14 protein-coding genes, 1 pseudogene and 1 riboswitch are annotated in these 14,911 nt (G+C 58.3%); of the genes and pseudogenes, 10 read left to right on the top strand and 5 right to left on the bottom strand.

Features of this window, described 5'->3' with window-relative positions:
• Window positions 1-113: 113 nt before the first annotated feature.
• From ACR0B5_RS15585 to ACR0B5_RS15605, 5 genes are read right to left on the bottom strand one after another with little or no spacing between them, the layout of a single operon-like run.
• A complete protein-coding gene (locus tag ACR0B5_RS15585; protein ID WP_480541626.1) occupies window positions 114-1,196 on the bottom strand; it encodes an ABC transporter ATP-binding protein in 1,083 nt (360 codons plus the stop codon).
• A gap of 3 nt (window positions 1,197-1,199) precedes the next feature.
• Complete coding sequence (locus tag ACR0B5_RS15590; protein ID WP_480541628.1) at window positions 1,200-2,855, bottom strand: alpha-amylase family glycosyl hydrolase; 1,656 nt, start codon at window positions 2,853-2,855, stop codon at window positions 1,200-1,202.
• A 9-nt stretch (window positions 2,856-2,864) separates the two neighbouring features.
• Complete coding sequence (locus tag ACR0B5_RS15595) at window positions 2,865-4,013, bottom strand: carbohydrate ABC transporter permease (protein ID WP_419740820.1); 1,149 nt, start codon at window positions 4,011-4,013, stop codon at window positions 2,865-2,867.
• Between the two features lie 4 nt (window positions 4,014-4,017).
• Entirely contained in the window at window positions 4,018-5,025 is a 1,008-nt protein-coding gene (locus ACR0B5_RS15600) for a carbohydrate ABC transporter permease (RefSeq protein ID WP_170377422.1), read from the bottom strand.
• Window positions 5,026-5,080: 55 nt separating this feature from the next.
• Window positions 5,081-6,439, bottom strand: a complete 1,359-nt coding sequence (locus tag ACR0B5_RS15605; RefSeq protein ID WP_425085368.1) for an ABC transporter substrate-binding protein — start codon at window positions 6,437-6,439, stop codon at window positions 5,081-5,083.
• Between the two features lie 216 nt (window positions 6,440-6,655).
• Here ACR0B5_RS15605 and ACR0B5_RS15610 point away from each other — a divergent pair, with 216 nt between their 5' ends.
• From ACR0B5_RS15610 to ACR0B5_RS15655, 10 genes and pseudogenes are all read left to right on the top strand, one after another.
• Window positions 6,656-7,693 (top strand): LacI family DNA-binding transcriptional regulator, encoded by a 1,038-nt coding sequence (locus ACR0B5_RS15610; RefSeq protein ID WP_480541630.1) that lies wholly within the window; start codon window positions 6,656-6,658, stop codon window positions 7,691-7,693.
• Window positions 7,690-8,991, top strand: a pseudogene (locus tag ACR0B5_RS15615) (GH1 family beta-glucosidase); the annotation flags it as partial. The gene ACR0B5_RS15610 and the pseudogene ACR0B5_RS15615, both read left to right, overlap by 4 nt.
• Before the next feature lie 66 nt (window positions 8,992-9,057).
• Window positions 9,058-10,017, top strand: coding sequence for a glucokinase (locus ACR0B5_RS15620; protein WP_480541862.1), 960 nt, complete (start codon window positions 9,058-9,060; stop codon window positions 10,015-10,017).
• Window positions 10,018-10,045: 28 nt separating this feature from the next.
• Window positions 10,046-10,972, top strand: coding sequence for a carbohydrate kinase family protein (locus ACR0B5_RS15625; protein ID WP_480541632.1), 927 nt, complete (start codon window positions 10,046-10,048; stop codon window positions 10,970-10,972).
• Window positions 10,973-10,990: 18 nt separating this feature from the next.
• Complete coding sequence (locus ACR0B5_RS15630; RefSeq protein ID WP_480541634.1) at window positions 10,991-11,656, top strand: D-lyxose/D-mannose family sugar isomerase; 666 nt, start codon at window positions 10,991-10,993, stop codon at window positions 11,654-11,656.
• Window positions 11,657-11,775: 119 nt separating this feature from the next.
• A complete protein-coding gene (locus tag ACR0B5_RS15635) occupies window positions 11,776-11,997 on the top strand; it encodes a hypothetical protein (protein ID WP_480541636.1) in 222 nt (73 codons plus the stop codon).
• The gene (locus ACR0B5_RS15640; RefSeq protein ID WP_480541638.1) at window positions 11,994-12,482 is read left to right on the top strand and encodes a hypothetical protein; all 489 of its coding nucleotides are present in this window, start codon (window positions 11,994-11,996) and stop codon (window positions 12,480-12,482) included. Before ACR0B5_RS15635 ends, ACR0B5_RS15640 begins: the two co-directional genes overlap by 4 nt.
• Window positions 12,483-12,517: 35 nt before the next feature.
• Window positions 12,518-12,721, top strand: a riboswitch (cobalamin riboswitch).
• A gap of 49 nt (window positions 12,722-12,770) precedes the next feature.
• The gene (locus ACR0B5_RS15645) at window positions 12,771-13,175 is read left to right on the top strand and encodes a DUF1636 family protein (protein ID WP_480541640.1); all 405 of its coding nucleotides are present in this window, start codon (window positions 12,771-12,773) and stop codon (window positions 13,173-13,175) included.
• Window positions 13,172-13,948 carry an ABC transporter ATP-binding protein gene (locus tag ACR0B5_RS15650; RefSeq protein ID WP_480541642.1) on the top strand — a complete coding sequence of 259 codons (777 nt, stop codon included), beginning with the start codon at window positions 13,172-13,174 and terminating at the stop codon, window positions 13,946-13,948. The genes ACR0B5_RS15645 and ACR0B5_RS15650 overlap by 4 nt, the downstream gene beginning before the upstream one ends.
• A gap of 12 nt (window positions 13,949-13,960) precedes the next feature.
• Window positions 13,961-14,911 carry an ABC transporter substrate-binding protein gene (locus ACR0B5_RS15655; RefSeq protein ID WP_480541644.1) on the top strand — a complete coding sequence of 317 codons (951 nt, stop codon included), beginning with the start codon at window positions 13,961-13,963 and terminating at the stop codon, window positions 14,909-14,911.

Raw genomic sequence — 14,911 nt, forward strand, 5'->3', positions numbered from 1 at the left:
CCGGACTGTGTATAGCTGCGCAGAAACCCGCATTTACCACCATTGAAACGTTTCAATAATGGTTGAACGGGGTTGTATCAGTTGTCAAGCGGCTTGAAGCAGCGCGCGCCAAGTCACTTGCGCATGGACAGACCGTTATGGAACAGATGCACTTTTTCCGGCCGTGCTGTGACCGAAACCTGCAGCCCGCGAAGGTTTCTTTGAATACCCGGCAGTTTGGCGATGACCTGATCCGCGTCGTTGGATTTGGCAAAATATAGCAGAGTCACCTCACCCAATGCTTCGGTGAAATCAACCTCACCGCTCAGGATCGGGTCGCTATCCGTCAAAGTGAAATCTTCGGGCCGGACGCCGATGTTTACCTGCTTGCCTTCATCCTCGGGCCCGGTCGGGATCGCGGAAATCGCCATGCCTCCGCCCTCCAGGGCTATCGTCGTCATCTGCCCAGTGTCAGTGATCGTTCCGGGTAACAGGTTCATCGAAGGCGAGCCGATGAACTGGGCCACGAACTCATTGTCCGGGGTTTCATACAGCTCAAGCGGGGTGCCAACCTGGGCAATGCCTTTGTTGGCCAGCACAACGATGCGGCTGGCTAAGGTCATCGCCTCGACCTGATCATGGGTCACATAGATCATGGTGCTGTCGGGCATCGCCTCTTTCAGGCGCGCAATCTCAATCCGCGTGGCGACGCGCAGCGCGGCATCGAGGTTCGAGAGCGGTTCATCAAACAGATAAACCTTAGGATCCCTCACAATCGCCCGCCCGATTGCGACGCGCTGGCGCTGACCACCAGAAAGGGCTTTGGGTAGGCGATCAAGATATGGGTCCAATTGCAGAATTTGAGCCGCGCGCTCAACAGCAGCGTCAATCTCTGCGGCGGGTCGCTTGGCGATCTTAAGCGCAAAAGACATATTCTCGCGCACGGTCAAATGCGGATAGAGGGCATAGGACTGGAACACCATCGCGATGCCGCGCTGCGCGGGCGGCACGTCATTCATGACCTGACCTTCGATCTCCAGCGTGCCGCCGGTGATCTTCTCCAGCCCCGCAATCATCCGGAGCAGAGTGGATTTTCCGCATCCTGACGGGCCGACAAAGACGATCAACTCGCCCTGCTCGATATCCAGATCAATGTGTTTCAGGACATCAACTGGTCCATAGGATTTCGCCACGTCTGTGAGTTTGAGTTCCGACATGACTTACCCCTTGTCCCTGCGCATCAGGCAGAATTCGGCAGGTTGCAGCGTGACGCGACCTTCACCCGTGACACTGCCAATGTCCTCACCAATTGCCTGCCAGCTGCCCGAGGGCAGATCAACCTGCCCCGCCCCTCGTCCCAGATTAAAGGCGCAAAACACCTCCTCGCTGGCGTTTTCGCGGCGGAACATCAGGATCGGGCCGACTTGCACCATCTCTGATTGCGCCCCCGCAGCCAGCGCCGGATGCGCGTGTCGCAGAGCAACCGCGCGGCGATAGTGGTGCAGCATGGATTGGTCGTCCGCCTCCATACGGTCAACCGCACGTTCGGACTGCGTATCACTAACAGGCAACCATGGCTCGCCGGTGCTAAAGCCCGATTGTTCATCCTGAGTTGCCCAGACCATTGGCGTCCGGCATCCGTCACGGCCTTTGAACTCAGGCCAGAATTCAACGCCATAGGGGTCTTGCAAGCGTTCGAAGGGCACGTCGGCCTCAGGTAGGCCCAATTCCTCGCCCTGATACAAACAGGCCGAACCGCGCAGGCACATCATCAGAACCGCGTGTTGGCGCGTTGCTGCATCGCTGAGGTCCCAGCGAGAGGCATGGCGTTGAACATCATGGTTCGAGAACGCCCAGCAAGGCCAGGCATCTCCCGCCTTGGTCTGAAGCTGGTCAAACACCTGCTTCGCGTAAGCTGCTGTCAACGCGCGTTTTTCCAGGAATTCGAACGCATAGCACATGTGCATACGCGCATCACCCGAGGTGTATTCCCCCATGATCTCAAGCCCGCGCTGCGCGTCGCCGACCTCACCCAGACAGGCTCGGCCTTCGTATTCGTTGGTCAGCGCCCTCAGTCGCTCGAGGAAGGCGATGTTTTCAGGCTGACTTTTGGAATAGAGGTGGTCTTGGTGGTTATACGGGTTCACTGCGGGCGCAATCGAGGCATTGCGCTCCTCAACCGGCAGCACGGGGTTATCGCGCAATTGCTTGTCGTGGAAATAGAAGTTGATCGTGTCCAGGCGGAAACCATCGACCCCCATCTCCAGCCAGAACCGGGATACGTCCAGCAGCGCGTCCTGCACCTGTTCGCAGTGGAAGTTCAAGTCCGGCTGCGATGTCAGGAAGTTGTGCAAGTAGTATTGCAGGCGGCGCGGGTCCCACTGCCAGGCAGACCCCCCGAAGATCGACAACCAGTTGTTGGGCGGCGTCCCATCGGGTTTGGGGTCGGCCCAGACATACCAATCGGACTTCGGATTGTCTGTTGAGGCACGGCTTTCGCTGAACCACGGGTGTTGATCCGATGTATGAGACAACACCAGATCAATCATCACTTTCAGACCCTTTGCGTGGGCCTGACCCAGTAGCTCTTGGAAATCCTCAAGCGAGCCGAACATCGGATCGACATCACGATAATCGCTCACGTCATAGCCGAAATCCTTCATCGGCGACTTGAAGAAAGGCGAAATCCAGATCGCATCGACGCCGAGCGAGGCGATATAGTCGAGCCGTTGGGTGATCCCCTTCAGATCACCAATTCCGTCGCCATTGCTGTCTTGAAAGCTGCGCGGATAGATCTGGTAGATCACGCCGCCCCGCCACCAATCTGAAGGCGCTTTGGTTGAGTTGGATAGGTCTACAGTGTTTTGCACGTTCATCAGACGCCTCTATTTGACGGATCCGGCCAATAGGCCCCGGACCAGGTATTTTTGCATTGCGAAGAACACGACCAGCGGCACAAAAATCGACACAAAGGCCGCCGTCGCGAGAATTTCCCAGTTGCCGCCTCGCGTGCCTAAAAGCTCGACGATGCGGTTGGTCATCACAGTGGTTTGGCCGGTCGCATCGATCAGGAAGACCTTGGCGACCAGAAGGTCGTTCCATGTCCATAAGAACTGAAAGATCGCGAAAGAGGCCAGCGCTGGGAAGCTGAGCGGCAGGATCAGCTTAGTGAAGATCTGGAACTCGGTCGCGCCATCGACGCGAGCATTCTCGATCAGATCCCGCGGCAACCCGGCCATGTAGTTGCGCAGCAGGTAAATCGCCAGTGGCATACCAAAGCCAGTATGGGCCAGCCAGACGCCCAGATAGCCTTTCCCGATCCCGATGTTCAGGTGGAATTTCAACAGCGGGATCAGCGCCAATTGCAAGGGCACGACCAACAGCCCAACGACGGCCGCGATCAGCAGTGCACGGCCCGGAAACTCCATCCACGCCAGCGCGTAGGCTGCAAAGGCTGCAACGAGGATCGGGATGATTGTCGCGGGAATTGTCACCGTCAAAGTGTTGAAAAAGGCTTTGGCCATACTGTCCGAACTGCTCTGATCCAGCAGGACTTTTCGGTAGTTGTCCAAGGTGAATTCCGGCGGCAATTCGGCCGTAACGAACACGCGGGCGCCTCGATTTCCGGTGAACTCCTCAGTGTTCTCCATCCTATAGGCGCCGTCCGCATCAACGGTGATCGTGCCGCCTCGACGCAGCTCGGCGGTGTCGCCGGGAACAAAGGCGTCAACCTCACGGGCACTGATACCCCAGTTCGAGATCTTGACCTGCTCGTCGTCCCCGAAAAGCTGGCCTTCGATCACGTAGAGGCCATTCTCCAGCACCTGTGTATCAGGTGCAGCGCTGCGCAGGGTCAGGTTTTGCTCGGAAGGGAAGATCGACCGCCACCAGCCACTGCCCGAGATCTGATCCGCAGTCCGGAATGACGAGATCAGCAGACCGAGGGTCGGGATCACCCAAAGCACCACCAGAAAAACAACCGAGGCATGGACGACCCAGCGCAGTGCCGGTTTGGTTCCTGCAATATCGCTCATGGCCTCACTCCATTTCCTTGCGTGCATTGCGCACGTTCCAGATCAAGATCGGAGTGACCAACAGCATGATAACCATGGCCGAGGCGGACCCCACCCCCCAATCATTGGCGCGGAACAGTTTGTCGTACATGTAGTTGGCCAGCACCTGCGTCTCCCATTGGCCGTTGGTCATGGCAAAGACAATGTCGAAGACCTTCAGGACGGTAATCGTAATCGTCGTCCAGACCACCAGAATGGTTGTTTTGATCTGAGGTACTTTGATCTTGAAGAAGATCTGGAACGGGTTGGCACCGTCCAGAATGGCGGCCTCGACGGTTTCTTCTGGGATGCCGCGCAAGGCAGCCGACAGGATCACCATGGCAAATCCGGTCTGAATCCAGACCAGAACGATCATCAGGAAGAACGAGTTCCAGAAGGGAACGGTCAGCCACGTTTGCGGCTCAGTCCCGCCGAAGAAGATGTAGAGGGCGTTTAGAATGCCGATCTGATCCTGTTCCGCCGGCCGCGCGTCATAGACCAACTTCCAGATCACCGAGGCCCCTACGAAGGAAATCGCCATCGGCATGAAGATCAGCGATTTGGCGAAATTACCCCAGCGGATGCGATCGGTCAGCTGCGCCACGAGCAGACCAAAACCGGTCGACATCGCGGGCACCACGATGAGCCAGAACATATTGTTGCGCATGGCTTCCCAGAATTTCGGCTCAGCCGCCATCTGGGTGTAGTTGTCCAGACCAACCCATCTGTACCCGCCGCCAGGCACGCGCTCCGTGAGTGAAAGGCGCAAAGTCTCAACCACCGGATAGGCCAGATAGAGGCCAAGCGCCGCCAGCGCGGGGAACAGGAACAGCCAGGGTCGGATCATGTTCGCGCGGTTAATATTGCGCCCTGCGTTCGGCCCGCGCGGCGGGAACAGGACTTTGTCCAGGAATTGGTTCGAGAGATAGAAGTAGCCCACGCAACCCGACACACCGATGATGATGGTCAGCAGGCCCTGAAGTGCCGGTGTCATGATGCCCTCGTCGGTTTGGAAACGGGGCGGCCAAATAGCCGCCCCGAAGCGTCAGTTACTTCGCGGCATCCCATGACGACTGGATTTCGCCCGCAACAGTGGCCGCGTCCTTCGCGCCCGAGGAATAGTCGACCATTCCTGTCCAGAACGTGCCCGCACCGACTGCGCCCGGCATCAAGTCTGAGCCGTCAAAGCGGAACGTGGTGGCGTTGGTCAGAATCTCACCCTGACCGCGCTGTGTGTCATTGGCATAGTTTTCCGGGTTTGCCCCCAGATGCGGCGTCAGGAACCCGTCCTGAGACATCATGATCTCATGCGCAAACGGGGTCTTGAGGAACTCCATGAACACTTCAGTCGCAGGGCTCGGGTTCGTGATAGTGAACAGGGTGCCCGCGCCCAAAACGGGAGTGCCCAAATCCTTCTCGGCATAGGCCGGGAAATAGAAGAAATCGGCATCCACGCCCAGCTCTGTCCCTTCCGGGAAATAGGCCGGAATGAATGAGGCCTGGCGGTGCATCATGCAAGCAGGCGGGCTGTCAAACAGGCCCTTGGGGCTGTCGCGGAAATCGATTGCAGCCGTGTCATCTGCGTTCCCAACCACATAGTCGTCATTGCGGGTAAAGCTGCCATATTCCTCGATCGCGGCAATCACGCGCGGGTCGTCGAACTTCATCTCATTCGACACCCACTGGTCGTAAACCTCTGGCGATTGCGTGCGCAGCATCAGGTCCTCAACCCAATCCGTTGCGGGCCAACCGGTCGCGCCACCGGATGCGAGGCCGACACAGAGCGGCGTCTCACCATCTTCGACCATCTGATCCATAAGCGCTTTGAACTCTTCCATGGTCTGCGGGACCTCATAGCCGAAGTCCTCGAAATTCTCGGGGATGTACCAGACCAGAGACTTGACGTTCACGTTGAAGAAGAAGCCGTAGAAGTCCTTGGCTCCGTCTGCGTTTTCGAAAGTTCCCAGATCGACCCAAGATTGACCGGCGGCGAAATTGTTCTTAATCCAGTCTGCCGATCCTTCGGCAAGCGGCGTCAGATAGCCGTTCTTGGCCATGTTCGCCGCAAGGCCGGGCTGCGGGAAAACCGTCAGGTTCGGCGCTGATCCTGCCGCCGCGTCGATTAAAATCTGCTGTTCCAGCGAGTCCGAGCCGACATAGCTGGAGTTTGCGCCTGTTGCCTCATCGAAATAGGCGACCAGGTTTTCGAAGGATTGCCCCTCACCCGCAAGCCAGGGGCCGAAAATGGTCAGGTCCTGACCGCTCAGATCATGAGCGTCTGCAAAGGCCTGGAACCCATCCCAGTCAAAGCCGCCCTCTCCAACGGAGTGGATCATCTGACCCTGTGCGTGAACAGCCCCGGCAGTCAGGGCAAACGTGGCCACACCTGCGTACAGCGTGCGTTTCATGAAATCTCCTCCCAATACTCTCCAGCGCCTTCGCTTCACGTTTTTCAAAGCGCTTTGAATGATTATTGTTATCCGCTAACATTTTTACTCTGTCAATGAGTCGTATTTTCGAATAAGTCAGAAAAACATGCTTGTCTGTTATCACAACAGGTTGGCCGGCGCACAAAACAGGACCTCACCAGTAAAGCCTTCGATTTGAAGGCGCTTTGACTACCTATGAACCTCAAGCAGCTCTCTGAAACACTGGGTCTTTCGCAAACCACGGTCAGCCGGGCGCTGAACGGCTACCCTGAAGTCAACGCTGAAACACGTCTGAGGGTTGAGGCTGCAGCGGCCAAACATGGCTACCGCCCCAACAGTCGCGCTAAGGGGTTGGCGACCGGCAAGTCCATGGTCATCGGTCACGTCATCCCCAGCTCATCAAGGCATGAAATGGTGAACCCGATCTTCGGCGATTTCGTCGCCGGAGCGTCAAAAACCTATGCCGAGCATGGCTATGACATGATGTTCACCAACGCGGATGACACCTCGATCGAGGCGGCCTATCGAAATCTGTTTCAACGCGGGGCGGTCGATGGTGTCGTGCTGCAGGGTCCCAAAGTCAACGAGCCAAGGATCGAGGTTCTGACGCGAATGGCGGTGCCGTTTATCGTTCATGGCCGCTCTACCGGCGTGCAGGCTGAATATGACTGGATTGATGTGAACAACAAAAGTTCGTTCCAGCGCGCGACGCAGTTTCTGATTGATCTGGGCCACCGTCGCATCGCTCTGATCAACGGGCTGGAGGATATGGACTTTGCCCAACGCCGTCGCGCCGGATATCTGGACGCTCTGCAACAGGCCGCGCTGACGCCGGATGCCGCCTTAATGCGCAGCGCCGAAATGACTGAAGTCTATGGTCACCGGGAAACCCATCAGATGCTGCAGATCGCGGAGCCTCCGACCGCAATTCTAGCCTCGTCGATGATCACAGCCATAGGCGTGCGCCGCGCCTTGGAAGAAGCCGGGCTGCAGATGGGGAGGGATATTTCGGTCATCGCCCATGACGATGATCTTTCCTATTTGAAAAACGGACAGGATGTGCCGATCTTCACCGCAACGCGATCGTCGGTCCGGGACGCCGGGGAAATGGCGGCCGAGATGCTGATCCAGCGGATCAAGTCTCCGGGTGCGCCGGTACATACGAGGTTGCTTGAGGCCGAGTTGGTCGTCGGGCGATCAACCGGGCCTGCACCGAGTGGGGTTCGACGATGAAATATAAACGCAACGACTTCCCCGACGATTTTCTATTCGGCGTCGCAACATCCGCCTACCAGATCGAAGGCCACGCTCAAGGCGGTGCGGGTCGGACGCATTGGGACAGTTTCGCGGCCACCCCCGGCAATGTCGTCGGCGCGGAAAACGGCGCACTCGCCTGCGATCACTTGAACCGGTTCGAACAAGACTTTGATCTGGTTCAGGATGCAGGGTTTGACTGCTATCGCTTTTCGACCAGCTGGGCGCGTGTGCTGCCCGAAGGTCGGGGGCATGTAAACCAAGCCGGGCTGGACTACTACGACCGCCTAGCCGACGCGCTGCTTGAACGTGGCATCCGCCCCTGTGCGACGCTCTACCACTGGGAGCTACCTTCGGCACTTGCCGATCTGGGGGGCTGGCGCAATCGGGATATCGCCGGGTGGTTCGCCGATTTCACCCAAGTGATCATGGGCCGTATCGGAGACCGCATGTATTCGGTCGCGCCGATCAATGAGCCGTGGTGCGTCAGCTGGCTCAGCCATTTCGAAGGCCACCACGCACCGGGCTTGCGCGATATTCGCGCGGCTGCACGCGCGATGCACCATGTTCTTCTGGCCCATGGCAGCGCTATTCAAACAATGCGCAGCCTAGGCATGTCCAATCTGGGCGCTGTCTTCAACCTAGAATGGGCGGAGCCTGCGGATGATAGCGCGGCTGCACAGCACGCGGCCGCGCTCTATGACGGGATCTACAACCGGTTCTTTTTGGGCGGTGTGTTTAAAAAAGCCTATCCCGAAAACGTGCTGGAGGGGCTGGAGCCTCATTTGCCCGCGGGTTGGCAAAATGATTTCGACACAATCGGGGCACCGGTCGATTGGTGCGGCTTGAACTACTATACCCGCAAGCTGATTACCTCGGCAGACAGTGCATGGCCAAGCCTGACCGAAGTACCCGGCCCTTTGCCCAAGACCCAGATGGGTTGGGAAATAGACCCCGACGCCCTGACCCGATTTCTGAAAAGGACCGCAGAAGACTATACCGGTGATCTTCCTATCTATGTTACAGAGAACGGCATGGCGAGCGCCGAGCGCCAGCAGGATGATGAGCGTATCGCCTATCTGGACTCTCACTTGACGGCGGTTCAACAGGCTTTGGCCGCAGATGTGCCTGTAAAGGGCTATTTCATCTGGTCTTTGCTGGACAACTACGAATGGGCCTATGGCTATGAAAAACGGTTTGGATTGGTAGACGTGGATTTTGAAACGCTGGACCGCAGGCCCAAAGCCTCCTTCGCGGCGGTAAAGGCCGCACTTTCCGAGGGCGCCGCCGACCGGCAGGCCTATCGCCAGCCGTCCGGGTCTTTGTGCCCACATTGGACATTGGTGGCCGATATCGGCGGAACGAATACGCGTCTAGGCGTTGTCTCCGATGGTAAGCTGACCGCATTGCACAAACACCCGACGGGCACCCTGCCCGATCTGCTGGACGCGTTGCATCATATCCGCGATGAAATTGGCACCGCGCCCCAAGCCGTGGTCGCGGCCGGAGCCGGACCGGTGCGCGACGGGCGCATCCAACTGACCAACGCGAATTTGGACCTGTCCGAGGACGCTCTGGCCAAGGCGACGGGGGCCACCAACACCTACGTGATCAATGACTTTACGGCTGCAGCGTGGTCCGTGGCCGAAGTGACAGAGGCTGACGTATCCGTCCTGCAAGGTTCTGCCACTCCGCCGATGGGTACGCGATTGGTCGTCGGGCCTGGAACCGGTTTGGGTGTCGGCGCGCTGCTCTATTCGGAAGGGCATTTCCACACCGTGTCAGGCGAAGGCGGCCATGTTGGCCTGTCTCCGCGCGCGCGGGATGAAGTCGATATCTTCGACGCCGCGCGCCATCTGGCACCCGAATGCTTTTTCGACAACAGCCTCGTGCTTGAGGCTGAGATGTTCCTCAGCGGAACCGGCTTGCCGATCCTGTATCAGGCCGCAGGCATGGCGGCTGGGCAGGCTCAGCCTCCGGTTCGCACCGCCCGAGATATTCTGCAGGACGCACGTGACGGCAGTGACCCGATCGCGGTTCGCACTGCAGAATTGTTCATTGGCCATCTGGGTGCGTTGATGGGTGACATGGCCGTCACAGTGATGCCTGCCGGTGGTGTGTTCCTTGTTGGTGGCGTAGCCGAGAAAAACCGCTGGATGTTTGGCGAAACCTTCCGCAACGCGTTCAATGCAGGCGGACGTTTTAGCGAGTTGCGGCAGTCGATGAACCTTTATATCTCGGAACAAGCCGAATTTGGCATTGTTGGCGCTAACAACTTCTGCAAAAATGCGCTTCAGCGATAACTGAGCGTATTTTGGAAGAGGATGTGGGATGATCCTGTGTTGCGGAGAAGCCCTGATCGACATGATTGCCGAACCGACCCCGTCCGGGCGGGACGGTTTCGTTCCCCATTCTGGCGGAGCCATATTCAATACCTCTATCGCTTTAGGCAGATTGGGCGCGCCCGTAGGCTTGCTGACCGGTCTGTCCTCAGACATGTTCGGGCAGCAATTGGCCAATGACCTGCGGGCCAGCCATGTAGACACGACACATGTGATTGCTTCGGACAGGCCGACCACGCTGGCTTTCGTTCAACTGAAGAACGGTCACGCCACATACACGTTTGTCGATGAAAACACTGCGGGTCGGATGTTACGGGCCGAGGATATGCCACGCCAACTCCCCGCGGTTTCGGCGTTATATTTTGGTGGCATCAGCCTTGCCTGCGAGCCCTGCGCGGATGCCTATGCAGCGATGTTGGCGCAACATGGCGCGAACTGTGCTGTGATGTTGGACCCCAATATCCGACCCGGTTTCATACAGGATCAGACCCGGTATCGCACGCGGTTGAACCAAATGATCGAACAGGCCGATATCGTCAAAGTCTCGGATGAGGATCTGGACTGGATCATCCCCGGCCCGGAAAGCCACGATCAAAAAGTCCCTTTGCTGCTTCAAGCAGGCCCCTCTGCCGTCATCGTCACCCGCGGAAGTGAGGGCGCTTCAGGTTATCAGGCCAACGGTGCTGTGGTCTCAGTCCCAGTCAAACCGGTGCAAGTTGTGGATACGGTTGGCGCGGGGGACACGTTCAATGCAGGGGTTCTGGCCTCGTTGGAACGGGCAGGCCAGCTGACAAAGCCGGGCTTGAGGTCACTGTCCCCGGATGCGCTACGCGACGCTTTGACCTTGGGCGCAGAGGTGGCTGCCGTCACCGTCTCGCGCGCCGGAGCAAATCCGCCCTGGTCGCATGAATTATAGCCCTACGAAGAGTCCGAGATGAAACGATCCGAAATCAACCGTATCAAGACCGAAGCCCAGGCATTCATCAGTTCATTTGGTGCCGTTCTGCCGCCTTTCGCAGATTGGACACCTGAGCAGATGCGCGGCGCCCAGGCGGACAGTATCCGTGCCCATGGGTTAGGTTGGGATATCACCGACTACGGTCAGGGCAAATTCGATGAGCTTGGGTTGTTTCTGTTCACCCTGCGCAACGGCAACGTGAGCGATCTGAGCCGGGGGCGCGGTATGCTCTATGCCGAAAAGCTGCTGATCTCTCGCGAAAAACAGCTGTCGCCGATGCATCGCCATATCGTCAAAGCCGAAGACATCATCAACCGAGGGGGTGGCGATCTGGTTATGGAAATCTATGCCTCGGACCCCGACGGCGGTATCGACCGCAATACCCCGGTCACCGTTCCCAGCGATGCCTGCCCCGTCACCATAAAGCCCGGAGAGCATCTGCGCCTGAAGCCAGGCCAGAGCGTGACCTTGATGCCCGGCATCTGGCATGCCTTCTGGGCGGAAGGTGCGGATTGCTTGATCGGCGAAGTCTCAACCGTGAATGACGACCGGACGGACAACGTATTTGAAGACCCGATCCCCCGCTTTGCAACAATCGAAGAAGATGCAGTACCGGATTTCCTGTTAGTTGCCGACTACTGACTTCATTTGGAATTTCGCGCTTGCATTTTCTGACTAATTTAGTCAGTTGACGGCCGACCCAGTCAGATTCCTTGGAATCATCGCCCGGTCCCATTTTTGCGACCGAAAGATAACCTGACATGCGAAAATCCCTCGCCGACCTGTTGGCCATGGACGCCGTTGCCAGCCGCTTTGGCTGCGCATTGAAACCGAAACTGAGGCAGGCGATTGAGGCTGATCTCAGCTTTTCCGTCCGCGCTGCATCACCGCGTTCTGAAACACCGGTTGAACCAAACAACCTTCCGCAAAACGTCCACACTTTGGCCGCGAAAGCCCTCGAACCCAAAAGGGAACGCGCATGAAACACTCGGCATCCAACCACACACTGCCCCGCGTCGAATTTGACGGTTTCGAACGCGGTTTGCTGCCTGTCATGCGGCACTTCATCCTCAGCTTCACAGAGCCGGAAACGCAGGCTTGGCAACATGCCTTTTCGGTAGCGACCGAGCGTTGGGGGCGCGATCAGGGGCTTGTTCTGGCGCATCTGGTCTTCAAGATTATCAAGGCCACGCTACGCACCCGCCTTCTGGGTCTGGCCTTCAAAGACCCGCTTTGTGTTGAAACACGGCAAGAACTGACATGTGACGAGCACGCCCTGCTCCGGATGCTGCATCACATGCGCCGCGACGAAACTCCGGCAGCGCGCGATGCCTTGAATGATTTGACCGGAGGCTACCCGGACGCCCATCTGATACAGGCCGGTTTGACCCTGGCCAGCCAGTTCCCGACAAATGGCGTCGGACCGGGCCAAAGCGCGCGCAGGCCAACCCTGCGCGTGGTCCGATAGCGCGATTCCTGCGCTTGACAATAGGAGCGTGAGCAGACTAGCTGCTCTGGATGGTTCCCGACGGCCTGTGCCTTAGGGATGAAAATGGGAATACGGTGCGGCCCAAAGGCCAATGCCGTGACTGCCCCCGCAACTGTAAGCGGAGAGCGACGCCACAAAACCACTGGCCCCTAAGGTCGGGAAGGTTGGCCGAGCAATGACCCGCAAGTCAGGAGACCTGCCATCACAGATTAACCAACCCGGGGCGGGGTGTCCCGGAAGGAGGCTCGATGGCACATCTGCGTGCTGATGCAACTCATGGCTTTTGCCTTCAATCGGCTTTTGTTCAAGTCGGCGACGCGTGCCATGGCTGATCATTTCGTCCTGATATGCGGCACCTGCAAAGGGCCGATCCCTCCGCACGAGGCGAAAGAAGCGCTGGACGGCCAGCTGCCCGAGGGGTTCTCGACACGTCTGATCGACTGTATGGCCGGGTGCGACCGCCCGATGACAGTCGGGCTGCAGGCCAAGGGCAAGGCGCAATATCTGTTTGGCGATATTCAATCCACCGACGATCTGAGGGCTTTGGCGGAGTTCGCCCATCAATTCCGGGACAGCGAGGATGGTTGGACCAGCGCCTCAACCCGTCCTTTGGCGCTCTACACCAAAACCCTGTCGCGCATGCCCTGCCTGCCGCCGGAGGGCACAGCATGAGCTTTCTGATTGCTGAAAACCTGGAATACTACGCCCTGAACGGAGATGTTCTGCTGCGGGACACCTCGTTCACGCTTGAGGAAGGCGCGATATTGGCCGTTGCTGGCCCGAACGGGGCGGGCAAGACGACGTTGCTCAACCTCGTGTGCGGTGTCGCAAAACTGGCGCTGGGCGATGTACGTATTCAGGGTCAAAGCTTGCGGAAACTGTCGTCGCTGGAGCGGGCCCGACGGATTGCCGTTGTCGGCCAGCAAGAAATGCCCGACGGGCGGCTGCAACTGCGCGACTATGTGGCCCTTGGGCAAATCCCGATCAAGGCCGACAAATCCGCCGAAGCTCTTAAGACGGACCTGCAGCGCGTATTAGACACCACCGAACTGTCCCATCTGGCTGGCAAACAGATGGCAAAACTGTCGGGCGGAGAGCGCCAGCGCGCCCATATCGCACGGGCGTTGGCGCAGAACCCCTCGCTGCTGTTTTTGGACGAACCGACCAACCACCTGGATCCGGATGCCAAAGGGCACATGCTGTCTCTGGTGGCCGAGTTGGGTGTGACGGTTGTAATGATCGTCCACGATCTGGTCATGATCCCCGAATTCGCCAGCCACGTCGCCCTGATGAAGAACGCACAGCTTACGGCCTTCGGCCCGGTCGCCGAGGTTCTGACCCCAGACCGCGTGCGCGAGACTTTTGGTGTTGACTATTTGTGTTTCCAGCACGAAGGACGCGTGATCCCCGCGCTGGACATCCGAAAACGAAAGCTTTCGTCTTAACAGGAGAGATTGATGAAACTGAAACTCTTGTCCGCTGCGGTCCTAAGCGCGCTGGCGGGCGGCGCTGCCGCGCAAGAGGTCACCGTCGACAATTGCGGTGAACCTCTGGTGTTCGATAGCAAGCCCGAGCGGATCGTGGTTCATGACATGAACATGACCGACATGGCCTTTGCACTGGGTCTTCAAGACAGCATCGTTGGCCTGACCGGGATCACCGGCTGGTACAAGACCAGCCCCGATTTCGACGCGCAGCGCGGTGACATCCCCGAACTCGCTCCGAAATACCCGACGGTCGAAAACCTCGTCGCGGTCGAACCCGACATGTTCTTCGCCGGTTGGTATTACGGCATGAAACCCGGCGGAGACGTCACCCCTGACACGCTGGAGCCCTTTGGCATCAAGACCATGGTGCTGACCGAAAGCTGCATTCACCTGAACAAAGACCGTCCCGAAGCCAGCATGGACCTGCTGTTTGACGACGTTCTGCGTCTGGGCACGGTCATGCATGTCGAGGACAAGGCGAACGCGCTGGTCTCGGGCTGGAAAGACCAACTGGCCGCGATCGAAGCCAAAACCGCCGATCTGGAAAAACCCCGCGTCTTCCTGCTGGACGGCCCGGCCGATGCGCCCTTTACCGCAGGCAAATATGCCATTCCCGACGCGATGATCGCAGCGGCTGGCGGCGTCAACGTCACCCATGACATGGACACTAGCTGGGGCCGCACCTCGTGGGAGGCTGTCGCCGCCTCGAACCCCGAATTCCTTGTTCTGCTGGACTACCAAACGGGCAATGGCGCGGCAGATACGTTTAAGTTCCTGCAGGAACATCCGGTGATGTCGCAGACCGATGCAGTCAAGAACGAGCGCTGGATCGGCCTGCGCTACGAAGAGCTGACACCGGGACCGGCAAACATCGAAGCGATCCAGAAGATGGCAACGGCGATGCACCGGGGTAACAGCTGA

It is taken from the genome of Ruegeria sp. AG1 (assembly GCF_056541705.1).